This is a genomic window from Paenibacillus sp. J31R30, from assembly GCF_059692115.1.
Genome location: NZ_JCAUAV010000001.1, coordinates 223165 through 249510, shown reverse-complemented (window position 1 = coordinate 249510; position 26346 = coordinate 223165). Strand labels below are relative to the sequence as shown.

General features: G+C 44.0%; 14 protein-coding genes. 1 reads left to right on the top strand and 13 read right to left on the bottom strand.

The window, feature by feature from the left end:
- Nucleotides 1-48: 48 nt before the first annotated feature.
- Both AC58QO_RS00840 and AC58QO_RS00835 read right to left on the bottom strand, forming a co-directional pair.
- Entirely contained in the window at nt 49-846 is a 798-nt protein-coding gene (locus AC58QO_RS00840) for a sugar phosphate isomerase/epimerase family protein (RefSeq protein ID WP_497263162.1), read from the bottom strand.
- A 13-nt stretch (nt 847-859) separates the two neighbouring features.
- On the bottom strand, nt 860-1690 hold the full coding sequence (locus AC58QO_RS00835) for a phytanoyl-CoA dioxygenase family protein (protein WP_497263160.1): 831 nt from the start codon (nt 1688-1690) through the stop codon (nt 860-862).
- Between the two features lie 134 nt (nt 1691-1824).
- Between AC58QO_RS00835 and AC58QO_RS00830 the strand changes: the two genes are divergently transcribed.
- Nucleotides 1825-2649, top strand: a complete 825-nt coding sequence (locus tag AC58QO_RS00830) for an AraC family transcriptional regulator (protein WP_497263158.1) — start codon at nt 1825-1827, stop codon at nt 2647-2649.
- On the opposite strand, the gene AC58QO_RS00825 is transcribed toward AC58QO_RS00830, so the two are convergent.
- The 11 genes from AC58QO_RS00825 to AC58QO_RS00775 all read right to left on the bottom strand — a co-directional run bounded on the left by AC58QO_RS00825 (nt 2646) and on the right by AC58QO_RS00775 (nt 26322).
- Entirely contained in the window at nt 2646-8882 is a 6237-nt protein-coding gene (locus tag AC58QO_RS00825) for an endo-alpha-N-acetylgalactosaminidase family protein (protein ID WP_497263156.1), read from the bottom strand. The two genes, AC58QO_RS00830 and AC58QO_RS00825, sit on opposite strands and share 4 nt — an antisense overlap.
- An 88-nt stretch (nt 8883-8970) precedes the next feature.
- Nucleotides 8971-13512 (bottom strand): glycosyl hydrolase family 95 catalytic domain-containing protein, encoded by a 4542-nt coding sequence (locus AC58QO_RS00820; protein WP_497263154.1) that lies wholly within the window; start codon nt 13510-13512, stop codon nt 8971-8973.
- Nucleotides 13513-13649: 137 nt separating this feature from the next.
- The gene (locus tag AC58QO_RS00815; protein WP_497263152.1) at nt 13650-15320 is read right to left on the bottom strand and encodes a helix-turn-helix domain-containing protein; all 1671 of its coding nucleotides are present in this window, start codon (nt 15318-15320) and stop codon (nt 13650-13652) included.
- Between the two features lie 39 nt (nt 15321-15359).
- Entirely contained in the window at nt 15360-16256 is an 897-nt protein-coding gene (locus AC58QO_RS00810) for a carbohydrate ABC transporter permease (protein WP_497263150.1), read from the bottom strand.
- Nucleotide 16257: 1 nt separating this feature from the next.
- Entirely contained in the window at nt 16258-17139 is an 882-nt protein-coding gene (locus AC58QO_RS00805) for a carbohydrate ABC transporter permease (protein ID WP_497249411.1), read from the bottom strand.
- Between the two features lie 68 nt (nt 17140-17207).
- Nucleotides 17208-18524 carry an ABC transporter substrate-binding protein gene (locus AC58QO_RS00800; RefSeq protein WP_497263148.1) on the bottom strand — a complete coding sequence of 439 codons (1317 nt, stop codon included), beginning with the start codon at nt 18522-18524 and terminating at the stop codon, nt 17208-17210.
- A gap of 127 nt (nt 18525-18651) precedes the next feature.
- Nucleotides 18652-20445 (bottom strand): sensor histidine kinase, encoded by a 1794-nt coding sequence (locus tag AC58QO_RS00795; RefSeq protein ID WP_497263146.1) that lies wholly within the window; start codon nt 20443-20445, stop codon nt 18652-18654.
- Nucleotides 20446-20581: 136 nt separating this feature from the next.
- Nucleotides 20582-21601: an S-layer homology domain-containing protein gene (locus tag AC58QO_RS00790; RefSeq protein WP_497263144.1), complete on the bottom strand. Its 1020-nt coding sequence runs from the start codon at nt 21599-21601 to the stop codon at nt 20582-20584.
- A 255-nt stretch (nt 21602-21856) separates the two neighbouring features.
- Nucleotides 21857-23479 carry a PAS domain-containing sensor histidine kinase gene (locus tag AC58QO_RS00785; protein ID WP_497263142.1) on the bottom strand — a complete coding sequence of 541 codons (1623 nt, stop codon included), beginning with the start codon at nt 23477-23479 and terminating at the stop codon, nt 21857-21859.
- Nucleotides 23480-23791: 312 nt separating this feature from the next.
- Nucleotides 23792-25645, bottom strand: a complete 1854-nt coding sequence (locus tag AC58QO_RS00780; RefSeq protein ID WP_497263140.1) for a sensor histidine kinase — start codon at nt 25643-25645, stop codon at nt 23792-23794.
- Nucleotides 25642-26322 (bottom strand): response regulator transcription factor, encoded by a 681-nt coding sequence (locus AC58QO_RS00775; protein ID WP_497263138.1) that lies wholly within the window; start codon nt 26320-26322, stop codon nt 25642-25644. Before AC58QO_RS00775 ends, AC58QO_RS00780 begins: the two co-directional genes overlap by 4 nt.
- Between the last annotated feature and the right edge of the window lie 24 nt (nt 26323-26346).

The following is a 26346-nucleotide window of genomic DNA, read 5'->3' as shown; positions in this document are numbered from 1 at the left end:
ACGAAAAAAAAGAATGGTCTGCCTCTTATCAGCAGCCATTCTTCTAATTCAATCCCTACACGTTTCACGCAGACGATTAGCCATCCAAAGACACGTCTCCCATAAATCACTAACTGGCTCATTTGTGAAAGGGATTGTTGGCATATAGCCCGGTGGACCGAACTCCGATGTGATCGTCGTATAGGCAAATCCTTTCCTTGTACGTGTTTCTAAAATTTGCTTCCACCACGACTCATGTACTTGCAATTCTCGGGCATACTCAGGTGCTCCAGGATGTGGGACCTGAGGGCCTTGGGCATAGCCGACACGGGCATGGATGTGAATCGTTCTCTCCATAGCCAGCTGCAGATGCTCGGTTTGATCTTCAAGCAGTGATTCACACACACAGCACCAGTGACTAAAGTCGGCTGTGAGTTTCAAATCTGGGAGGGCTGTCAACAATTTCGCGGTCGTCCACGGCGTAAACATCGCACGATGCCGATGCGTCTCATGACCGACAGGAATTCCGTAAGTATTTTCAACGGCAATTGCATGTTTAAAAAATTTCAATTGTCTTTGGTCATCCATGCAATCCCGCGCACTGTGTGAAATAATTAACTCCGGTCGCAGCGCAGCCGCAGCTTTCACGCCAGCAGTAAAAGCTTCTTCATGCTCACCAGATGTCGAAATGAGTGCGATATACGATAGGTTGTGCGCTTGCAAAAGCGCCGTGAATTCCTCGCAATGCTCCGCAGATGGAACGGGGCCTTCCACACCGTCATATCCGGCAGCAGCAATTGCGGCTAAAGCTTCTTTGTAGGTAGAAGATTCCATTCCCCACAACGATTTGATTAATCGAATCTCCATTGCTGCATTCCCCTTATTTAGAATGGCCCCTCGGCTTTTTCCCGCTCCATCTTTCATCTACCTTCTCATTCGCAGACTGATACCTCGCATCTACACTAATCCGGTACTGGTTTGTCGTATTTTCAAGGGAACAATGCATCAAGAACATGCCAAAGATAAGCACATCTCCTGCTTGAAATTCGGTTGTTGCCCATTTGCCGCCAAACTTCTCCGTAATGAACAGCGGATCATCTGTATAGTGATTAACTCCATCACGATCAGAATCCTTGGAGCCATAGGAAGCCTTCAATTTCTCAAAACGGTGTGAGCCAAGGCAAATGGCTAGACCTCCCATCTCATAAGAGACATCGCCCAATGGAGACCATACCGTATACACGTTATGAGTGCCTCGCCCCATGTAAACGATATCATAGTGTGCCCCAGTGAAATCGCCTTTCCCAACGGCTCTCAGCCATTTGTAATGGTACGTTAACGATTGGTCACCAAGAAATTCATCAAAGAAGCGCATAATATGATCGCCATTCAAGACATTTAAGAGGGCAGGCAAATCTTCATTCGTTCCCCCAAAGAAAATAGTTTTGCTGCCATCAGCCATCACACCATCCTCAAGCTGCGTGTCGCGATTTAGCTTGCCCATCTGCGCCATTTTTTCCAAGATACTTGTACGAGCCGTAAGCACCTTGTCCCGATCATGAAATCCACGAATGAGCAAGTAGCCATCCTCTTCCATTCGCTCACACAATGCTGCAATATCATGAAAAATATCATTAGAGCTTCTCAGTTCCTCTAAATGCTCTCCATGCATCTCTAATTCACGGTTGCCTACTTTCAACATCGTCGTCATCGTCATCCACACTCCTAAGTGTTTTCTTGCTTATAGTCTAAGTATAGGGTGTGGTGACGATTTCAACCATGGATTAGCGTTGCCATTTCATGTATAATCGTACAATAATGACGCTCGAAGCGGAGGAGTCCCCCATGACCTTTATCGACATTCCTTATAAATTAGAAAAACAGGACGTTCCCACCCCCGTATTTCGCTCCATCTGGAAGGTTCATGCCGATAATCGCTATGAAGTAACGAAACGGAATGGCTTTGACATGCCAGGTCTATTCATTACCTATGAAGGAAAAGGCAGCATTACAGTGGCCGATCATACTTACCAAATAGAGAAAAACACCTTTTTCTTCGTAGAAGAAGGCATTCCTTCCATGTACAAATGTCTGAACAACGATTGGAAGTTTTATTTTCTGGAATTCAGCCAGCTGGACATGGCCCGCAATCTTCGGCTTCCAATAGGGGAAGTAATCTCGACAGGCAAAATGGCAGAAGCCATACAATTGTGCGAACGGATGATTGACGGCTTAATTGCTCAACCCCTCGGCTACGAATATGCATCCAACATCTTGCTGCAAGAACTTTTACTCCTATGGGCAAAAGAACATTCGTTGGTTGCCCTTTCTCATCACACTGAGCTCAACCAAATCCTCATCTATATCCATCGAAATTTGGACAAACAAATTCGCATTGAAGACCTGCTCCAGCTAAGCGGCTGGTCGCGTACGACCTTTTTCACCCGGTTCCGTGCACTCACAGGCTTGTCTCCAACCGATTATCTACTAAAACTAAAGCTAGCGGCTGCGAGAGTTGCTCTCGAAACCACTAGCTTATCGTTGAAAGAAATAGCAGCTAAACTGCATTTTTATGATGAATTTCATTTTTCCAAGCTATTCAAGAAAGCATTCGATCAATCGCCCAGCACGTACCGCAAGTTGAAATTAATGGGATCTGGGAAAATCTAGTTCAAAATCTTGTTAGCAATCCAAGCAAGATCCGCAATATCGATTACACCGTCTTTATTAACGTCAGCAAATTTAATGGAATTCCAGTTCGCATCAGCCGAAGTAGCGCCATAGTGCTTCGCAACAATAGCCAAGTCACCGATACTTACTTTCGTATCGTTGTTTAGATCACCTGGTGTTCCCGTAATTATGGAAGCTCTAAAGGTTGCAAGTGCAGCACTCAATGCGCTCGCAGCTTGTGCAACATCATCTTGGCTTGCAGACGCATCATTAATGACCGCAATCGCCGTGCTAATAGCTGCAAGGAGTGCCACTTTAGAACCAACTGGATATTGGCCGACGAGTGTACCTTCCACTGCTGCATCATGCAATTGCTGAGCCTCCGATATAAGGGCTTGCAGCGACGCTTTATCCACATATGCAATGGCTATGCCATGAGACGTAATGGCGAGACTTGTTTCCTCTCCAGTGGCATTCGCGATCAACAGCTTCGAAATCGTAATCGTAGTACTCGACGATTCACTGAGTGATTTGGATTTCCAATGCAACTGCAATAGATGGTCGTTAGCAGTTGTTTGCGAATCTCCTCCGATTTTGACCGCAAGAATTCGGACCTGGCCTTCTGTCAGCTTCTTACTCACAATGGTTAAACGATCACTGACAGATTCCACACCAACAAATTCTACTTTTGCTGGATCGTAAGTGAACGTCAAATCCTGAGCTAAGATGTTCTCCTCTGTATTGGCCAATCCGTAGGTCAAATCAAACGTGCCTCCAGTCATGACCGTGTTCACACCATCGAGTAGAACCTTATTGGGTTGTTGCGACTGGGCCGATACGACAACGGGTAAGCTAATAGTCAGCGCTTTGCTACCATCTGACGTCCGCGTCACTTCCAAAACGAGATTTACCGTGGTCTCCACATTGGAAGGTACAATGGTTCCATCCAGTTGAATAACCGAAGGTTGATCTGTACTTTTAATTGCAAGGCTATAGCCAGTTGGCACATTTGGCAGTGTCAAACTGCCGGCATCCTGTGCAGGAGCTGCGATACTGGTAATGCCAGCAGCAACCTCTGCGGCTGTCAACGCTTGCGGATGGGTTAAATCATCGACAACCAAATCATCGACAATCAAAACGACATCAATGGCTGATAATGACGGCTGTGCCGTTTGTTTAACCGATTCGATTGCAATATAATAATCGTCCTTACTGCCCGTTTCAAAATCTAATACCGCATTCGCTGTACCGGTAGATTTAATGATCGGCAGCGTAAATCCTGGTAGTAAGGATTTGCCTGTACCTGTTGCAGAGGACAATGGCACGCTATAGGTCTGACCATTCGATCTTGATTTGGCAGAGAGCTGATACAACCCTGCTTTATTCGCCTCATAACTCATGCTGATTTTATAATGTGTACTCGGCAATAGCTTGAGCGTTGATGGCACAGTTGCCAAGAGCTCAGCAACAAGCGGTGTACTTGCATTTGAAATGAAATCTTGCTCATTCGTCTTCAAAGAGAAATTACCGTTAATAACATAGGTCATTGGCTGCGTAATATAAGGATCGGCAGCTTTCAGTTCATCACTCACCTTTTCGGCCAGATGCGTTTGACCTCCGCTCGAAGCTGCTTGGAACATAAATGGACCATAGCCTTCTGAGACATTTTCGAAGTCTTCATAGAAGTAATGAGTGCCATAATCGGTTTTACCTGGATTCTCCCACAGCTTCACATCATCAAACCACACATTGGAATTCGCAACGGTCGTAGCATCAGCTTTCAGGTAAATCGTTGCTTTTCCTGTGGCATCCGCCGTAAAATCGACCTTCATTCGTTGATAGTACGTATTTTTGAATTTACTAGGCTCTTCTAAGTTTTTTATTTTCGATGAAGTGATAAAATTCGTTACTTCTGGACCGCCGTAGTTTTTCACACCAATCGTAACTGTCCTGTCCGAGGAACTGCGCGATTTGTTTTCGTTACCATTCGATGTAGACGCATTATTAATGTCTACCCAGACGGAAGCCGTGTACGTTTTCCCTGCTTCAAGTCCATAGACGTTCTGTGTAATTGTAGCATCGTCTTTCCCGGCTACTTTCAGGAAGTTGTTCTTCAAGGAATCATGCTCAACAGTTACATGCCCAGCTGTCGCATTCGTTGTAGAAGTTTTCTCCCATGATGCAAAAGCACCGCTATCGAAACCTGGATCCTTTACAGGTCCGCCGAATCCGAAATCGCCAGCTTGCTGCGTATCTGCATTTTGTTCATCCGCTTTGGATTTGTAGATCACATACGGAACACCGATTGTTGTGTTGTTGATCGTGACTGAACCATTCGCAACTGGCAGCGTACGCTCCCAGACACGCCCTGTATCCGTAAGCTTATACATTTCAATGGAAGACAAGCCGCTCCAGCTGTTAGGCAATTCCCACGTTGTCGAACCACCTTTTGGATTCCAGTAGTAAATCTTGGATTCATTTTGTGGATCCCACGGCAGGAATAACTGGCTCTTCTGATTACTCACATCTAATTGACCTACGCCGGTATCTCCCCAGTTTTTATGATTCAACACATCATATTTCGCAATCGTTTTGCCGTCCTTCTTGAGCGAAGCCGTACCAATAATATAATTCGAATCTGCGCTATCTGCATGGTATTCATCCAAGGAAGCGACGACTCCGTCTCCAAAAACAACCGTTTTATCCATACCAGAAGCATCATGCGTCGTATTGAGAATTGGGAAGTGCTGCATATATTTCGTTAACAAGTTGTTATTATAAAATAAATCAATCCCGTTCTGCATATCCGTTCTGCCTTGCCAAGTCCCAACCCCTGCCTGCAGCATACCTCTCAATAAAACGCTGGTATACGGGCTTGGTGCCTGGAACGTGTCTTGATACTGGTTTTTAATAAAACGGATAATCTGACTACCCGGTGTTTTACTTGGGTAATAAGGATCGGTTCCCCAGTGGGTCCAAATCACATTTTCCTCCAGCGGTCCAGAGAACTCTGTGGCAAACCAGAAGCCAAGTTTGTTCTGAATAATGTTAGAAAATTGATTCGCGTGCCAACCAGCTCCGCTATACACATCATCATAAATCATGGCAAGATTCGGCACTTCTTGTTTAAGCTGGGTATACCTTTTCTCCAAATCTCCGCCTGTTAAATCTTTGGCACGATTCGACGGATACGTAGGGTCAACCCAGTCATAGTTCGAACTTGTGCTGCCCCAATTTTCCGGTTTGGCATAATAAGCATCGGGATCTTGACCATCAATATTCGTATGAACGCCTACTTTCACATTGTACTTTAACCCTTCATCGACAAGCGTGTTAAAATCTTTCAGACCACCCTCACGAATGCCGAAGTGGCCCGCAAGGTCTGGATGACTATCGTCATGCCCCTCTGCCTGATATCCTTTTTCCAGAATAAGCTGCCCGAAGCCATCGTACAAATTGTAAAGCTTCTTGGCGTTATCCAATGTACGTAAGAATGGGTTTTGCGCTAAGCTGTTGAAGTTCATCGCAATATACGAGACATATTTATTAATTTCGCTTGCGCCTGGAAGGAGATTCTCCGACCATACATTGCGGAAATCAATCGCTGCATCTTTCCAATCCGCTGTGCCATCATCGTTCCGATCAGGTGCAATAATAATTTTTGAAGAGAAATCAAATTTGGGCGGGAATTTACTGTCATCGATAATATCTCCTCTGGCCGTCCACACGCCGTTCCACATCGAAAGCTGCTTGTTGACGCCATCTGAATCCGCTTGAATATTCATCACAATTTTGCCTGGAGTCTCTACCACATCATTCATAATCGATGCCGCTAACTTGCCATCACTCACAAAACCGTACGATCTTAGCTTACTATCTACAGCTTGATCTTTTAGTTTCGTTCCGTAGATCGCGTCATTGGTATAGAATTCATCACTCATCTTATTCCATTCCCCAGTTACCCATGAGGAAGCCCCTTGCGCATCGGGATTGCTGCTCGACACCGTGACTAACTTATGGTTAGGGAATTCCACCGTACGCACTTTATAACCTGAAGGTTCACTATTGATACGCGTTGCCATGTTCACGATATTGCCCGTGACTTTATAAGTAACAGTCATATTCACAGTGCCTGCTGCCTCTTCTGAGTTATCATCCACTACGGGAACGTCAAGTTGATAAACGACCGTATCTCCTGCCGTTTTCGTTGCACTTCGTACAGTTGCGAAGCCGTCATTGCCGTTAATTTTTACATTGTATAGAAAATCGCTTTGACCCTGCAGGGTTGCATTCGGAGCCTCGCTGCTAAGCCACGTATAACTGCGTACTGTCGGGAATCGGTTATCCATACTCACACTCAATTGTTCTGATGAAATCGTAATCGGCTGTAACGCTGTCGGTTGTGGCGGTGTTGGCGGGATATACGCTTCCTGTGAGATTTGGCTGATTGTAATATTTTTGGATGTGAACCAGCTTCTTAGGCCTACCTTGCCTTCAGCGACTGGGAAATCCGCGCTTCCGCTGCAAACCAACGTGTCATTTAACCAGACCTTAATGCTCTTGCCGATATATTTAATTTTGAGCGTGTAATCGGTATTCGCCGTAATATTAGGCCCGCTGGTTGTCAGATCGCCGTAATGTGAAGCATCGGTTTGCCAGCCCCAATTTCCATTCGTATTATAGTAAATCATCGCGTAGGGCTGTGAAGGTGAGATGTATCTAAAAATAAAACCGATACGTCCCGTATCAATATTCGTTCTGAACTTAATGGTGTACGTACCATCTTGGATCGGCAGTGAATCGTTATCATAGATTTCCCCAAACAGATTGGTAATGTTCAGCTTATTATTCGCGATAGCTGGTATCGGTGAGTAGGCCGTTCCATCTATTTTATTCCAAGTGCCTGTTAGGCCATCGTTATAGTTTCGAATGTACGTAGTAGGTTTCGGCGGTGTATAGACGTCACCTTCCTTATACGTAACTTGCATATCATCCATGTAAGTTGTTAATGTTCCTGTGGAGCTTGCTGTGTAACCCTGGCTGCCATTCATAACGGACATGCCCACTTGTGTACCCGTATAGATCTCAGTGCCATCCACTGTAAGGGTATAGGTGTCCCCTTCATACCCTACACTCACATTGTGTACTGCAGCTGAACTTAAGGGTTGAGGCGTGCTCGTTAAGTTATACGAAACATCTGCACCCTCTTTTTTACCTGTTAACGTCCAGTTACCAGCACTATCGGTTCTAACGGAACTCCAGTTACTCTCATCGACATATCGGAACAGCAGTCCTGCCGAGCTATAAGTGCCGCCCAGCTGCAGTTTGGCACTGTAGGTTCCATTAATGGCTAATGGCGATTTGCTGTCAACCACTTGGCTTGCGCCATTTGTTGTCGTAATTTGTGCAGCCTTTCCATTAAAGCCTTGTAAAGGCGTTTTGAACGAATACGTAGGAACAACGGCTGTCGCAGCCCCCATTTGTAAGCCCGGCGTTGCGTCATCTGTAAAATTTCTCGTATAGACGACCGCATTCCCTTTATCGCTATCCGTTACTTTCACATCATCGATATTTAATGTCTTTGCAGCGTAGTAAGATCGAAAGCCTACCTTACCTCCCGCAAGCGGTAGCGCACCACCAGAGTTTGATGTGTAAACAAGTGCTCCGTCGAGATATACTTCGTACGTATCCCCGCTGAATGTCATTTTGAATGTATATGTTTTGCCAGGATCCAGTTTGATTGTCTTGTTCAGATAAGACCCCCAAACCTCACTTCCCCCATTAAACCCATCCCATATCCAACCATTCCCGTCACGGGAAACCATCGCATAATGTGTTGGATCCTTATACCTTGCAATGAATCCAAACTGTTCAGAAGCCCCTCCATCAATGTTTATTTTAGCTTCGAATGTCCCATTAGCCACATCGGGCATATCGTTAAAATAAAAGATTTCATTGCCGCCATTCGGGTTCTTCGCAGCCAAAAATTGACCATTCATTCCAGAGTAGGTAGCTCTTGCGCTTACCGCTGTGTCGGACGTTACTGCCCCTTTATCAGAGAGGTTTACTTCTGTTCCCGTTTCGAAATTGTTCGTGTAGGTCACACTTTGACCACTCGCTGCCAATGCTGTAGAACTGCCAAACATCTGTAACGCACCTGGTAACGGTAGTACACTTGTAGCTAAGAGTGTAGTTGAAAGAATAACGCTCAATTTACGTTGGAATGCCCTCATCTCATAACCTCCTGCTTATTTTCTGAATAGACCCGAAAGTTGACTATCATTCGCGTAGCTTTCGGGTCATCGTTTGAGGAATTACGCCCTATTCCAAAATCTTGGATGCTACCCATGCAAGGTCATCAATGTCTACATCGTTGTCATAGTCGATATCGGCCAGCTTGTATTGATTCCAATCTGCGTCTGCTGACGTTTTGCCATATGCGGAAGCCACAATCGCTAAGTCACCAATGGAGAATTTGCCATCTACATTCAAATCGCCTGAAATAGATCTGATTTGCACGCTGAGCGAGTTTCCAATCACGTGTGATTCAACCCCGCTGCCATTCGCTACCTTTACGTTAGCTAGTGTGAGCGCTGCGGATTGTGTGATGGTTTTGGCCTGCCAATGTAAAGTTAGCAAACCGCCATTCACATTCGCAGCATCTGCATTCGTGCTTGCTAACAAAAGTCTAACCTGGCCCGGTTGTTCTGATTTATTCACGATAATCAGATTAGGATAAAGGGACTGCACCGAAAGGAAGGCCAATTGATCAGGGTTATACGTAATGGTTAGATCCTGTGCATACACATTCTGCATAGGCGTCAACGCATATTGCACGGTAAATTGAGCACCAGTCGTGATGAATGCCGGTCCAGTTAAGGACGCTGTCGGTTCACTTGTAATTACAGCTGATACAATCACATCTTGCGTAGCCTGCTTTCCTCCCCATGCCGCAGTAATGGTTGCTTGCCCTGCGCTTAAAGCATGGATGATGCCCATGCTGTCGATGGAAGCAACCAACGGATTACTGCTTTCATACGTTATGCCCTCGGTAACAAGTGAGCTATCGTTCTCACCGTATGTTGCATAGACGACCGAACTGACCGTATCTCCCACTTTCATCGCTGCCGGAATATTCGTTAACGTAATCGATTGGAGCGGATTCGTTGCCGGCGTATATACAAAAGCATCGATAGCCCCGATTGTATTACTGGAGGCAGCATTTTTCGTTCCTTTCACGACGACCTTAATTGTATGTGTTCCAGCAACTAACCCGCTTCGACTAAACAGGACAACTTGTTTAGTCGTCGAGGTTGCATAGCCATCGATATCTGCCTGTGCTAACTCGCCATCTAGATACACATCGATTTTCCCCAGATTTGTTTGCTTCATACTGATGAAATCAATTGAGGTACCGACAAAGGTAAACTGTGCCGATGCACCTGCCGTACCACTGTACTTCTCCGTACCGCTATAATCCCCGCTATCGTTATACGTGCTCCATGTCCCCGTGTACACAATGGCAGGATCACGGTCATCAACCTTGATTTTCTGTACGGGTTGAACAGCAATCGGTCTTGTATTGATATAATTCACATCGTCGATATACAAGACTTTGCTATCAAACCATGTTCTCAGCCCTATTTTCCCAGGCGTATTTAAAAAATCAGCTACGGTTGTAGAGCCAACCTGTTGACCGTCGATCCATAGTTTAATACTGGAATCAACAAAACTCGCTTTCACGTCATACGTTTGGCCATTCGTAAGCGTTATTGGAGCTAGTTCACCATAGTGTTCTACTCCGTCTTTCACGTAATACCATAGCCATTTGCCATCATATAGCACACCGGCATAATTGTTAACGTCCGTATAGCGGAAGAGCAGTCCGACTCTCCCCATTCCTGTTTGAACCTTCAGCTTCATGGCCAAGTCAGCATCTTTGTACAACGGTGAATTATCGTCGACCATGATCGCTACTGGATTAGCAACCACTTTCAATGCGTTGCTTTCCACGCTGAATGTGGCGCTTCCCGTCGTAGATGTCTTCTTCCAGCCGCCAACTACACTATTGTCGAAATTTTGCTGATAAGCATCCCCTACAAAGGTAAATGCAGTCGTTTCATTACTAGTCGTAGAAAGTGTGCCTTCGGCATCTTTGGACCAAACCACGAAGCGGTATAGCTGCTTCTCGTTTAACCCTGTTACCTGCAGGCTTGTGCTTGCAGCTGGCACATTGATACTTCGCGTTTTCGTCGAACCTTGGTAAACGTCCACCACATAGCCCGCAACCGTTGCTCCGCTAGTAGGTGCCGTCCACTGCAAATCCACCGTTGTCGTCGTATGTGCCGGTGATTGCACTTGCGTTGGTGGAAGTGGAGGCGGTGTGACACTAGATGTAATCGTATAGGATTGGCCCGCTTCGGTAGCAAAAGCGATTGTATCACCACTACGCGTGTAGCTCACCGGAGTAGCGTCAGCCGCTTTCAACACTTGAAATTGCCCCGTATGCGTGAACGTTTTCTCCTTTACATGTGCCACATTGCCCTCTAAGGAAGTGATTTTCGCACTCGTCAGTATTGTCCCGTTCCAGCTCATATCCACTTCAAAATCGCCTCTTGCCTTCAATCCCTTCACGTCACCCTTTGGCCAAGCAGAAGGAAGTGCAGGTAACAAGTCAATACTTCCTGTATGACTTTGTAATAACATTTCAGCGATCCCGGATGTTCCTCCGAAGTTCCCGTCAATCTGAAATGGTGGACCTATATTGAATAAATTCGAATAAGTACTCACGTCAAGCTGTCCTTGGAGAATTTTCTCGGCATGGTCGCCATCGAGCATGCGAGCCCACATGTTCAGTTTGTTCGCTCTACTCCACCCCTCTGCTTCATCGCCACGCTGTGTAAGGGTTACTCTCGCCGCATTGAACAGGTCGGGCGTTGTTACTTTATTGATTAAGTTGCCAGGATATAAACCAACTAAATGAGAAATGTGGCGATGTTGATCATTGGGATCATCTACATCCTGTTTCCACTCCTGTACTTGCCCGTATTTCCCAATTTTCGGCATAGAGAGCTTGCTGCGTTTATCTAGGAGTTCGTTGCGGAATTGAGCATCGATACCGAGCACTTGACTTGCTTCAATGCAATTGGTGAATAATTGCCAAACTAACTCTTGGTCATAGGAGTCACCGATACTTAAGGAGCCATGTTCAGGCGAGACACCCGGCGTCGAGACTAAAGTCCCGTCTGTATCCGTGACAAGCGTTTTTGTCCAAAACTCAGCCGCTTCTTTCATAATGGGATACAACTTATTTCTTAAATAGTCCGTATCGCCAGTGAACAAATATTTCTCCCATAACTGCTGCGAGAGGAAAGCTCCTGCCGCTGGCTGCCAACCCCAATTGCTGATATCCCAGCCCGGTGCGGTGTAGCCAAAAATACTGGTAAACGTATGGATCGTCCAACCAGAACCCGTTACACCATGATGTTTCTGCGCTGTGACTCTGCCTGGAGCTCGTAAAGAATCAATAAAATCAACATACGGAATTGCTGTTTCACTCAAATTCGTTACTTCAGATGGCCAATAATTCATCTCAAGATTAATGTTCGTATGGTAATCCGCGCCCCAAGGCGGTGTCTTCGAGTTATTCCAAACCCCTTGTAGATTAGCTGGAAGCGAACCTTCACGCGAAGAAGCAATGAGCAAGTAGCGGCCGTATTGGAAAAAGAGGGACTCTAAAGCACTGTTGCGCGTACTTTTATAACTTGTCAGGAGTTGGTCTGTAGGTATTGTAGCAACCTGATCATTCAGATTCAGGGATACGCGCTTGAAAAGGTTTTGATAATCGGACAGATGCCGTGATCTCAATGTCTCATAGCTCTTGGCAGAAGCTGCTACCAGTCTGTCATTCACAGTTACATGTGGATCCGTTCCCACATAGTCCGGATAATGATTGGCGTAATCGGTGGCAGCCGACATGAGAATCGTCACAGAGCTAGCACTAGCTACCGTCAGCTTCCCACTGCCAGCAGTCACCGTCCCCTCATCGGTTTGGACACGGAACTGTGACTCGTACGCCATCTCATTGTCAGCCAGCTTGCCGCTCAAGGTCAGTGTACTGCCATTAGCCACGATAGAAGGCGTCGTTTGCGGACTTGTCACCCTAATATCCAAATTCATTTGATTCGGTTGACTGCTAGTAACCCGCATAACCATCACGTTATCTGGATAGCTCATGAAATATTCGCGTGTATACGTGATACCATTCTGTTTGTAGGTCACTCGCGCAATACCTTCCTCCAGATCAAGCTCGCGCCGATAGTCGGTAACATTCACTGAAGCTGGAAGTGCGAAATCGAAGTAAATATCGCCGAAATTTTGATAATTCCCAAACTCCGGATAATCATTTAATGTTCCTGTCAAGTATTGCTCCGCAATGGCACTTGCACCGGCTACATCGCCACTGGCCAGCTTCTGACGTACATCCGCTAAATGGTCCGCAGCCCCATCTCTGTTGCCGTCTCTTCCCCCTCCCGCTTTTGACCTTGGGCCACCCGTCCAGAGTGTCTTCTCGTTAAACTGAATATGCTCTTGATCAACACCGCCAAACACCATGCCGCCCATGAATCCATTACCAATCGGCAGCGCTTGTGTTTGCCAATCCGTTGCTGGTTGTCGATACCAAAGTGCAAGGTTATGCGCTGGAGGCCCCGCAGAGCCTGTGTAAGTAACGGTAGATGCCGCATGTGCGGTTTCAATCGGCAAAACAGTAGATATGCCAGTCCATCCAGTCGTTATACTTGCGGCCATCAGGAGACTTACAATCGTTTTCTTCTTCATGGTTAATCTCAGCAGCTTGCGCAAAACAATCACCCTTTCTGGTTATCAAAAAGCGGTCTTGCATATTGCGACGAAACTCGACATGATACGACATGTATCATTGAAGACATAACGAATCAAGCGTATCTTCAGCGAAAATACACTTTCATCATCAAATACCGCTACCCGTTCATCAAACTCTCCCGATACAGCTTTGGGCTGTATCCCGTCGTTTTCTTGAACATTCTGCTGAAATGCTCCACATTCAAATACCCGACCGTTTCAGCAATATCCGTAATTTTATTGCCCTTCTTTTTCATTAACCGTTTCGATTCCTCGATGCGTAAATTCGTTAAATATTGAATGAAATTACAACCGACTTCTTTGGTAAATTGCTTACTTAAATAGCCTTCGCTTACGCCAACCATTTCGCTAATCAACGTGAGGTTGACGTCCTCCGTATAATGGAGATCAAGAAATTGCTTGGCTAGTGTGACAACACCGCTATAGTTAACCTCTGTTGTCTTTCCGTGAATCTGTTGAAATAACTGACTGCACATCCGATGCAGCCAGACTTTCGTTTCGTCCAATGTCTCCAAACTTTTCATGTATTCAAAAGGATGCTGGAGTTCTTCGTCGAGGTCATCCCAACGAATACCTTTTCGATAAAGCAGTCCTCCAAGCTCCCAAAGCAAATCCTCAAACGCGGTGTGGACATCTTGGGGTCTCCAGCCCCATGTTTGCCCTAGCAGCAGCTCCATCTGCTCAAACTCCTTGGACCATAACTGGGCGTTACTTTGTTCTAGCAGCTGCGCGATACCTGCTCCCGTTGCTTTCAGCGTAACCTGCAGCTTACGGGCATGCTCAACTCCGCTTTCCGCACCGTATTTTCCAAGCTCCATACAGCTCTCAGGATAGAACACCTTATTAAATCCGGCAAAATAACTCATGGCGGCCAAATGGGCGGCTTGCTGATACAACCGGTACCAATGCTTCATACCGCTAGCTAGATCACTAATCCCAATCGATATGGACACATTAACATACTGATTTAGTCGGGTTTGAATCATAGAGAAGGCAGCCTGTACTTTTTCTCGAATCATACTTTCACTGCGAAATTCTGCGAACGAACAGAATAGCACATATTCGGACTGGCTCTTCGCATATAAGAGATGCTTCATTGACATGGCGTCCAGAACAGTTTGCACGGACTGCATTATAAACCGCTGCGTCTGACCATCTTTTAAGCTCCTCCCCGTCCTTGATACCTCAGATGAGCCTTGCGAAATGGCAATCACGGCAACCAACTGATTCAATTCTTCAAGCCACTCCGAGATGCCAGCCCCAATAGCTGCATAGGCCGATTCTTCCTGTAGGGGATTGATAGAAATGAGCTGTCGAAGGGTTTCACTTTTCCTATCGATCTCTTCATTCGTATATGCTACAACAGGCGTTGGCGTCTCCCGTGTTCGAAGTTCATTGACTGCCTTCAAAACAACGGGAACCAGATGTTCCTCATCCATATCCGACTTCACTATGAAATCAATCGCGCCTAGCACAAAAGCTTCTCTCACATAGCTATACTCGCTATAGGCGCTAAGCATGATGGCGACAGGTCTTCGCTTCTGTGCAATTGCTGGATGCGCTCGCAGCAGCTCGATACCGCCAAGTCTGGGCATCTCAATATCAAGCAGCATCAGATCGATATCGCCTTGCTGCTCCAGAATAGCAAGAGCTTCCATGCCATCGCCAGCTTCAACAACCGCCTGGATGCCCATACTCTCCCAATCGATCATATGTTGAAGAGCTAGACGAACAAGCGGTTCATCGTCGACAATCATCAGCTTAAACAACCTGTTCATCCCCCATCCGTGAAGTTAATTCCTTTGTACTTATCCTTTCACCGCTCCATCCATAAGTCCTTTAAAAATATACCGCTGAAAAACGATATAGAAGATGGCACTCGGCAATAAAACGATAATAATACCTGCACAAAGCATAGACAAGTCTGAACTGCGCGTACTTACGAATGAAGTCAATGAAGTAGCGAGCGTCGCCAACTTTTTGCTAGGCATATATAACTGCTGAACGAAGATATCATTCATGATCGTCACACTTTTTAAGATTGCCAGTGTTGCCGTAGCAGGCAGCAGCAGCGGGAAAATGATCGAACGGAAGATTCGAACATACGACGCTCCATCCAGCATAGCACTCTCGTCAAGCTGTACCGAAATCTTTTCGAGAAATTGCATGTAAATGTAAATCTGCATAATATCCGTGCCAATATAAATAAGAAGCGGTGCCCCGAGCGTATTATAAACGCCCAGTGTATGTAGGAGCTGAAAGCGAGCAATTTCTGTCGTATATGCCGGAATGATCATCGACATCATAAACAGGAGGAGAATCCACTTTTTCATACGGAACTGAAACCGATTGAGCACAAATGCAGTCATCGTCCCAAGCAGCATATTTCCTAGCATACTCAATACCACAAGCAGAATCGAGTTCCCAAGCCCGCGAATCATATTGCCTTCTTTCAAAGCACTCACGTAATTATCGATATGAAGAAAGCTCTTCGGAAGCGAAAACGGCGACGTTTCGGCTAGCTCCAAATTCGTTTTAAACGAACCAAATAGAACTAGTAAAATCGGTACGAAAATCAGGATAGCCATGAGCGTAAAAAGTATATAGTACACGATATTAGCAGCTACACGCTGTTTGCTCATCGATCGCGTACGGCTTGGCAACGGCTGCTTTCTCGTCTGTTCAAGCGTTAGTGTTCGTTCCATGCTAAGCTCCACTCCTGTCTCTCACGATCCACGCTTGCAACGATGAAAAAATAATAATCAGTAATAAAAGAATAACTGCCATCGCTGAAGCCAGACCGTAATTGTTGTAAGTAAATGCGGTTTGGAGTGAAAAGAGTCCAAATGTGCTGCTTGCGCTGCCTGGACCTCCGTTCGTCATAACAAGCGGAATATCATACTGCAGTAGGGCTCCAGATACATTCATGAACAAAATAATTTCGATCACGCGTCGGATGCCTGGGAGCGTTACATACCTTTGCTGCTGCCAAAAGTTCGCCCCATCAATTTCTGCCGCTTCATACAGGTCTTTCGGAATCGATTGCAGTCCTGCTAGAAACAACACGATATGCACGCCGCTGTAACGCCATAATGAAACAACGACCAAGGAATAATTCACAATCTTCGCATCGCTCAACCAGCTTTGAATCCATGATTCGAGCCCCATCGCTTTCAAAAGCTCATTCAACGGACCATTGATCGGATTATAAATGTAGCTGAACATATACGCCACCGCGATACCATTGATAATGTAAGGCATCAACACCGAGAAGCGGAAGAACGCACTCCCTCGCAGTGCTCTTGTTAAGAGAACGGCCATAATGATTTCAAGCGGGATGGCAATGGCATGTAAAATAAAATAGGTGACGTTGTTCCTTATGGCATGCCAAGCTTCAGGGAAATCAAACAGCATTTGCTTATAATTGTTAAAACCAATGTACTTAAAACTTGGGCTATACCCATCCCAACTCGTAAAGCTGTAGCGAAACAACTGCAAAGTCGGATAGATCAAAAACAAAAGTAAGAGCGCAACAGGTACGAATAGAAACGAAACGATGACGACTTTCTGCTGCATGCGATAATTCATGTAATCACTCCTGTATACAAGAGAGGGCACTATTCCAATCGCTCAGAAAGTACCCTCTATTTAATTACCTATTTGTTCGATTCAACCGCTTTCTTCCACTTGTTGTTCAATTCTTTCTCCAAGGTGTCGATCGGTTTACCGGAGTAGATTTCCTGTGCAGCTTTTTTGAAATCAAATTGTGCCGCACCGCTCACTTTGGCAAAGCCTTCATCCGTTGCTGAGTAGATAAATGGTTTAAACGGATACTTTTCTGTCCATTTGTTAAAGAAAGGAAGATCCGTGCTCACACCATTGATCGTGGAGAACTGTTGCGCCATATTAATGAAGGATTGGTATACATCTTTACTGAACATCCAATCGAAGAATGCTTTCGCCTCTTCTACATTTTTACTGTTTTTGTTAATCCCGATATTCATATCGGATACGGTCATGGATATCAGTGACTCGCTTTCTGTCGTGCGGAAAGGAAGAGGGAATACGCCAAGATCTTCATCTGTTTTCACTCTGTTAGCATAGTCTCCATAGTACCATTGACCTGCTGCGATCATCGCCGCTTTTTTGGATTCAAATAATTGTGTCGATTGATCGAAGGATATGGATAGAGCATCAGGTCCTGCCAGTTTCTTCGTTGACATTTCTTTAATGATTTTCCCAGCTTTATCAAATGTACTGCCCTCTCCGAAAGGCTCCGGCGTCTTCGCCAAATTCGCTAAGTAGTTCTCATCCCCTGAGAGAATGTGAGGGCCGAATTCCATAAATGGATAGAACGTCCAGTCTTCCTTGCCGCCGATGGCGATTGGCGTATATTTCCCATTCGTTTTAATTTTATCCATCGTGGATAAGAACTCAGGCATCGTTTTCGGCACTTCCAAGTTCAACTCTTTGAAGATACTTGGGTGGAAGTAGACGAATTCCGAGAAAGAAACGAGCGGTGCGCCTAATATTTTTCCATCAATTTTCGCAGGGAACTTGTTATTCTTAGCCCCTGCTAAGTCATCGAGTGGAAGGAGAGATTGTTTGTAAATTTGCATATGCGCAGGCTTGAGGTAGAACAGATCCGGCAAATCATTGGCAGCTAATCGTACCTTTAAGTATTGACCGCCGTTATCCGGTACCATCTCAATATCTACGGTCACGTTCGGCTTCAGCTTCGTGTATTCCTTCACTTTGTCTGTCCAGAATTTAAGATCCCCTTTGGCATCCCACATCGCAAGTTTTAACTTAACGGGATCCGCTGGTTTTGGCGTCGCTGCTGCCGCTTTACTTTCGGCTGGTTTGACTGAAGCTGCTGCTGGTGTTGCCGTATCCTTGGCGCAGCCTGTCAATGCACTCAGCATAACAAGTCCGCCTACTAATGCTGTGCTTATCAATTTTGTTTTTCCCATTCTTGAAACCCCTCCAATGAATGTTTCTTTGATTCGGTTGATTGTTTAACCTGTCTTTATCATACACGGGATGAAAACGCATCCAAATGATCTTTTCGGCTATGAACTTGATCTTTTATGAACTGCTTTAAGCCTCCAACTGAAGTGGTCGCTCCTCTTCCTGATCACGATGAATAATCGGGATTTTCATCGACACTTTCGTTCCTTTGGGCTCATTCACTGTCAAAATAATGCCATAATCCTCGCCATGGTGCAGCTGGATCCGGTGATGGACATTGGCAACGCCCATGCCTGTAAACGTATGCGGGCTGCGCCTTGTACGGAACTCTTCGAGCTGCTCATCTGTCATCCCCTCGCCATTATCGGAGATTATGATGTGCAAACTGCCTTCATGAATGTGTGCTTGAATGACGATTTTCCCACGGGTTTCTTTGCCGGCCATACCGTGTACGATGCTGTTTTCCAAAATCGGTTGAATGAGCAGCTTGAGTAAATACTTCGATTCTGCCTGCGGGTCGATATGCCATTCAACTTCAAATTTATTGCCGTAACGAATCTCCATGATGTAGAGATAATGCTTTAAGTTAGCGATTTCATCGGAAAAACGGATAAGTACACCGCCTCGGTTAAATGCGGAGGAGACGAGTCGCATCAGCGCATTGGTCATATTACGGATGTTGTCCGCCTTACTGATCAGCGCCATTAGCTTGATGGCATTCAATGTATTAATGAGAAAGTGCGGATTTATTTGCGACTGCAAGGCAGCGAACTCTGCTTTCCGCTTTGCTTGCTCTTGTTCCTCCCGCTGCCGTAGAAGCAGCTTAATTTGATCAAGCATATGATTGAACGTTCTGCCAAGCGCTGCCATTTCCGCTATTTTAGAAGTCCCAATCTTGGCGTTCAGCTCCCCTTCCATCACAAGGGACATTTTACGGACTAATACGTGAATAGGCCTAGTTAAACTGTGAACTAAATAAAAGGAAATCAGCAGAAATACCACGATAACCGCGATGGTTGCAAATAGGACGAACTTAAAAATACGTTCATAATTGGCCGTTACTTTACTGTAGGGGATCTCTTGAATCGCTTTCCAGCCTGTATCTCCAACGCTCGCATAGGTGACCATCATTTGACGACCACTCACCTGATCGATAAAATGGCCCTCACGCGCACCTCTGATTTGCTCTAGTTTGGCCGTCGTTAAGCTAGATTGATCCCAATTGTAGCTGGCTGTGACAACTTGACCTTCCTTGCTGACGATGACATAGGTGGAATCGTCGTTGGGCTGCTGTCTCAAGATCTTATCAAACGCTTCCTCATTCAGTGAAAAATAAATCATTTCGACATTACTTAGCGTATGGTAGTCACTGGGTGCAATTGCGGCTGTCACGGCTAACGGTTCCCTTACACCATATAAGAGCGTTTGCTGAAGACTAAGAAACTGCACATTATCTTTGTGCTGAAGTAACTTCTGATACCACTCTTCTGAACGCAGCTCCTGCTCGTCCTTGGTCAAGTTCTGCTTATACGAATACACGCCACCATCTTTATAGAAAAAGTGGATCGCCAGCAGCTGGCTGGACATGGAGTAGGTGTATCTGCTCAGCGCAAGTGTAAGGTCGTTGATATCCTTGAATCGGTTGCTCTCATCCGCTTGATGCAAGGATGTGGCTGTTGATAAAATATCTCGATCCACACCGACGGCAGCGGTAGCGTATTCAATTTTACTGATCTCCTGCTGGGCTGAATAGGTGACAGCATGGAGTGTTTGTAGGGTCCGCTCCGTTGTTTGCTGTAGTAAATCGCGTTTGTATACTTGAAGAATCATGGTACTGATAGTCACGATCGGAAAAACAACCATGACGACTAACAAGATATGGAGAGTCACTGAAAATGACCATGGTTTAGTAAATAACTTCAACACCTTCACCCCGTAATTTCAAATACGAAATAAGACTTCGTAGACATACATTCGGTCTATTTAGGGCGATGTCCTTTAATTGGCTGAACGACAGACAATATCTCCCTATTTGCCAGAAGTCCGGAGGAGCATCCCCTCACACTCCCCCAGCCAAAAGTCGCTTCAGAACAACAACCGCTTCCGCCCGGCTTGCAGGTGCCAGTGGTGCAAAGTCTGTAGTCGTTCGCCCCTCCATGAGTTTTGCTCCGACGGCAAGCTTGACAAAGGCTGCTGCCCAGTCACTCACTGCGCCATCATCTCCAAAATGGATCGATTCGTCCATCTTCATATCCTCGACTTTCGTTCCGCTTGCATATGCCTTGGCTCTAATCAGCATCGCTGTCATTTCTTCACGTGTAATGTTGGTCTCAGGAGCAAATGCCGTTGCAGAAATCCCATTAATGAGTCCAGCCGAGAAGGCCTTCTTCACTGTCCCTTCATACCAGCTGCCAGCTGCTACATCGTTGAATGGCACCTGATCTGCTTCGTGATCTTTCAGCTGCAATGCTTTAGCAAGCAGTGTCGCAAATTGCGCCCTAGTCACGCTCGTATCCGGCGCAAAATGATCGTCATCCATTCCCTCTACAATGTCTTGAATAACCATCTGCATAACATCTGTCTTGGCCCAATGCCCTGCAAGATCGCTGAATATTTTAGTGAAATCTACGGCGTCATTCCGAGTAAAGGATTGACTTTTTAAATTGTGATCTACAATTTTTAGCGTGTTCCATTTAATGTTCGTTACTCCCGCTTTCTTAGCTCGAAAGGTGATTGTGCCGATATCTAAATTCCCCTTCTCACCATCTACCTTGCCCACTTTGGTATGCGCGATCGTCAGCTCATTCCCTTTGATCAGTGGAGAGACGGAGAAGCCTTCTATATTCGTATCTGCGCTTACAACCTCCAGTTTGCTTGGATCAAAGCTAAATTTGGCCTCATAAGCGTATAAATCTTGAATATTATTACCTTTCACGGTAACGGTAAATTCACCCGTCGATTCGAGATCTGATGTCTTCATGTCAAATTGGGAAGCATTCTCCGCGAAAGCGGGAGCTGTCCCAATTAAACCCAAACAAAGATTGCAGACTACAGTAGCCAGGATTGTTTTTCGTTTCATCCTCACTCATCCTCTCGTATAAAACGACATTTTTTGCAAGCGTTTGCAAATCTGCGAATGACAAAACCACTTCCGTCTCTAAGAAAATTATAGCTACACCTATGATTACTTTTCATGATCTTTTTGGTTGTTTACATGATTATTTATGATCACCTTTCCCAGAGTACCTCCGATATCCAAAGTTATTGCCCCTTATATCCGTAAATTAATAAAACCGCGCTGCGCGCGGCTTTATTAATAGCTATAGTTTTATTTCTATATTGGCAAAATAAGATCAACAGTTGTTCCCGCATCGATCTGACTTTTTATATGGAGAGTCCCGCGGTGCGCTTCAATGATTTTATGACATACCATTAATCCTAATCCAGTCCCTTTTTCTTTTGTCGTGTAAAAGGGTTCGCCTAACATCGGCAATCGTTCTTCCGAGATTCCACAGCCTTCGTCAATAAAACGAATAATAATTTTATTGTCGTCTACCTTCATTTGAATAATGATATCTCCCCCACTTGTCATCGCCTCAATCGCATTTTTAAGAATATTAATGAATACCTGTTTTAATTGATTTTCCTCACAATTGATTAAAGGAATGTCGTCATGAATAATCTCCGTATGAATTTGTACTTTACTAAGAATTGCTTGTGTGTCTAGCAGCGATATCACATCTTGAAGCGTTTTTCTAAGATCCTTCATCTCAAAATTCACTACTTGCGGTTTGGCAATAACCATAAACTCGCTAACAATATCATTGATTCGATCCAATTCAGATAACATGATCTGAAAAAACTCTTTATAACCATCAATCCTCGTTTGTAATAATTGAACAAATCCTCTAAGTGAGGTCAACGGATTTCGAATTTCATGAGCAACACCAGCCGCAAGCTGCCCCACTACCGAAAGCTTCTCTGACTTAAGCAATAGTTCTTCTGTTCGCTTTCGTTCAGTGATATCTTTTGCAATACCGTAAACACCATCGATTTTACCGTTGACAATAATAGGAACCAGCTTCAAATTTAGTTCCACGTTTGTCCCATCTTTATGTTTGATCGCAATTTCGATGTTATTTGATTCACCTTTTACCGCCTTTTCAAACTGATGCGATGTTTTCTCTTGATCCGGAGCTACAATGAAGTGAATAAAGGATTGATTATGAAGCTCTTCCTTCTGATAACCCATTATCTTCTCAGTAACAGGATTACTATGAAGCATACCCCCGTTTAAATCTAAAGAAAAAATGGCATCAGGATTATGATCTACAAGCGATTTATAACTTTGTTCTCTTTCTTCCAGCATACGCTGGGCTTGTTTACGCTCAGATATATCCCTACATAAAAGCTGTACAGCCGGTTTACCAAGGAAGACAATAGGAACTCCTCGAACCTCTACATCAAAAACTTGACGATCCAGACGTAAAAATTGCTGATCAATGGGATCCGTTGGTTTTCCTTCCTCTGAGACTTGCCTAATACGTTTCTTCGCAATGTCTATAAAGTCTGGATGAACGAAATTAATGACTGGTTGACCCAAAATTTGATCTGGTCTAGTTGCGCCAAATATTTTAATTCCAGCAGGGTTAATAAAGACTATATTTCCTTGACTGTGAACGATTACCGGTTCAGGCGAATGTTCCACAAGTATTCGATAACGTTCTTCACTTTCGGTAAGCGCTTTTTTCAAACGTTTGACCCAAAAATAAAGAATCAAAGCCGTACTTAGAACATAAAATAGCCCCTTCGATGTATGTATAGTAATTGTCGCTGACATGTTAAGTGTGTCCATTAATCTATCAGATAGGAGTACCCATAGACAACCTATAAACACATAGACAAAAGTGATTTTAAAAGGAGTATTAAACCTTGCTGCATTTGATTTATTATGCATATGTAACTTCCTTCATTTTTCGTTTTTTTATGAACATGGGTGGAAACATTAAATGAGTAGCTAGTTGATTATACCAGTTTTTAGCCAAAATAATTATTGGATCTTTCACCCATTATTTTTATGAGGTTTTTTAGAGACTGCTAAGCCACACGATTTTCCCCTGACTTTTTCGTTCGATACATTTATACATAAAAAAAATAAACCCGCGCAATTTTGCACAGGTTTTTATAGAATAAGAACGAATTTTAATGTTCTAATGAGACTCTACTAAATAATTGGTTAAGATATACTTTCACCATTACCTACTATTGCTCATAATGCCAAAGGTAAATAAGGACTTGTTAGAGTGAAATAGAACCGAACACCATGCTTTGTATTTTCAACACCAAACTCACTTCCGTGCATCTCAAGGATATTCTTTACGATGGATAAGCCGAGTCCGGTGCCCCCTGTTTTCCGATCTCGAGATTTTTCAGCCCTGTAGAATCGATCCCAGATTAAATTTAGATCGTCATCTCCAATTGGCTTTCCGCTATTTTCCACAGAGATACAAACTGAATTTTGTATTTGTTGCACATTTATTTGAATAAATCCTTCGTAATAGGTATGTCTGATCGCATTACTCAAAATGTTTGTTACAACCTGCTCCAGTCTTCTTAAATCCCCAAAGACTTTAAGATCTTCTCCTTCATTTTCAAGCTTTAATTGAAGCTTTTTCTCGTTAATTGGGTTGGTAAGCCTATATTTCACATTATGAATAAGATCCATGATAGGAAAGCAAACTAAATCCAACTTGTAAGATTTGGATTCAAGCTCGGCCAAGTCCAGTAAATCCAGCACCAATTCATTCATATTATCAATCTCATCAAGTATTACATCAATGTAATGCTCTCTTTTATGCTCCGCTATATGATCTTTAACCCCTTCGGCAAATCCCTTGATGATTCCCAGAGGTGTTTTGAGTTCATGAGAGACACTGGCTACGAAATCTTTGCGCATGACTTCAAGCAGTTTTTCTTTTTCGATATCACGTTGGAGCTGTTCATTGGCAATCTTTAATTCATTCAGACTAGTACCGAGATTTTTAGATAAACGATTTAAGCTAACCGCCATATTTCCAAATTCATCCATAGATTTCACAGGAACCTCTTCCGAAAAATCCAAATTTGCCATTCTGGTAGCAACTTGATTCATCTTAATGAATGGCTTTGAGAGGATTTTGGAGAAAAGTAAAGCCATCACTGCAATAAATAATAAAGCAACTAAAAATGCATAAAAGTAGTAATCTTTTATCACATCAACAGCTTCTCCAACAGGCTGAAGTGAAGTTATCGCAAATACATATTCCGGCGAAGTCCCATTTTCTTTGTTTACAGGCCTAACAAACACGATATTATCCATGCCATTTGAAGGGTTCGTATAGTGAAACTGATTGGTTTTTCCAGGCTCTATTATAATTTTATTCAGCAGTTGGAGACCCTTCCAATAGTCAATCGATGACCCCAACAATCCTCTGCTATAACTGCCCATTTGTGAAATTTGAGTGGGGATATCCAAAGCAATTATTTTCCCGCTAATTTTCTTAAGAGAAAGCAACTCACTCATTTCTGCTGTATTCAGTTCTTTATTTATTAAAGTACCTTCAATTAGAGCACCTGTTGTGTCATTAGCCATCTCTAAATTAGAATTTCTCCACTTATCAGTATCATTTTTTATACTAGAAAGGTAAATGATTTGATTTAGCTTATCATGAAAAATACCCTCTACCTCTATTTGCGAACCCATAGTCAGCTTTAACTTTTGAAAACCCTCCAGATAAACAATATTGTTTAGGAGAATCTTTAGTTTCGTCTTGTCCATCGTTTCCACAACGATTCCATAAGAAGGACTAAACTTTATGTCCTCATTTTCATCCAAAATAGCGATCTGAGAATTGTTTTGGACAGCAAATTTGTTAACGTTTCGAGTACTAGCTTCGCTATCCCATTTTTCATGTTCATACATCATGCTGAATTTCTCAATACTATTTTCTAATTTCGATTTTTTCATATATAAATAAAAGCTTTTATAGAATAGAGTCTGTCCTACCATGAAAATACCTAAGAACAAGGAATAAGATAACAGTGTAATGATAAATAGTTTAAAAGTAACGCTTCGTTTTATCACCTATTTACCTCGAACTTATAGCCAGATCCTATAACGGTGGAGATGTAGATTGATTTATCCTTAAGCTTGTTCCTAAGCTTCTTTATATGGGTATCAACAGCTCTTAAATCACCTATAAAGTCGTAGCCCCAAACCCTGCTCATAATGCTTTCTCTCGTTAATACAATCCCTTTGTTCTCCAATAAATAAACTAGCAGCTCGTATTCCTTTGGTGCAAGATCGATTTTCTCATTGTCCATCTTTGCGGTACGGGAGAGTCTGTTTATTTCTATGCCTTTGTACGCAATAAAACCATCCGTTTGACCGATTGAGCCCTCCGCCCTTTTTAGAAGTGTTTTGGCCTTGGCTACCAATACCCTTGGGCTAAAGGGCTTGGTTACATAGTCATCTGCACCCAGGTCATATCCCATTAGTTTGTCCTCTTCTTCTGCTCGCGCTGTTAACATGATGATAGGTACGTCCGAAATTTTCCTTAACCTTTTACAAACCGACCAACCATCTAGCTCTGGTATCATAATGTCTAATAAGACCAAATCTATTGCCTCTATTTCAAAAAGCTCCATCGCTTCTCTACCATTCTCAGCTACAATAACTCGAAAATCTTCTTTCGAAAAATAGTCTACTACGATCTCTCTCATTCGTATATCATCCTCAACTAAAAGGATGTTTTTATTCATGTTCAACAACCTCACTTTCGTTCT

Bases quoted from the DNA above. Each gene is read 5' to 3' on its own strand.
- AC58QO_RS00785 (WP_497263142.1), bottom strand. From the start codon at position 23,479: ATGCATAATAAATCAAATGCAGCAAGGTTTAATACTCCTTTTAAAATC.
- AC58QO_RS00840 (WP_497263162.1), bottom strand. From the start codon at position 846: ATGGAGATTCGATTAATCAAATCGTTGTGGGGAATGGAATCTTCTACC.
- AC58QO_RS00830 (WP_497263158.1), top strand. From the start codon at position 1,825: ATGACCTTTATCGACATTCCTTATAAATTAGAAAAACAGGACGTTCCC.
- AC58QO_RS00805 (WP_497249411.1), bottom strand. From the start codon at position 17,139: ATGAATTATCGCATGCAGCAGAAAGTCGTCATCGTTTCGTTTCTATTC.
- AC58QO_RS00825 (WP_497263156.1), bottom strand. From the start codon at position 8,882: ATGAGGGCATTCCAACGTAAATTGAGCGTTATTCTTTCAACTACACTC.
- AC58QO_RS00790 (WP_497263144.1), bottom strand. From the start codon at position 21,601: ATGAAACGAAAAACAATCCTGGCTACTGTAGTCTGCAATCTTTGTTTG.
- AC58QO_RS00800 (WP_497263148.1), bottom strand. From the start codon at position 18,524: ATGGGAAAAACAAAATTGATAAGCACAGCATTAGTAGGCGGACTTGTT.
- AC58QO_RS00775 (WP_497263138.1), bottom strand. From the start codon at position 26,322: ATGAATAAAAACATCCTTTTAGTTGAGGATGATATACGAATGAGAGAG.
- AC58QO_RS00835 (WP_497263160.1), bottom strand. From the start codon at position 1,690: ATGACGACGATGTTGAAAGTAGGCAACCGTGAATTAGAGATGCATGGA.
- AC58QO_RS00810 (WP_497263150.1), bottom strand. From the start codon at position 16,256: ATGGAACGAACACTAACGCTTGAACAGACGAGAAAGCAGCCGTTGCCA.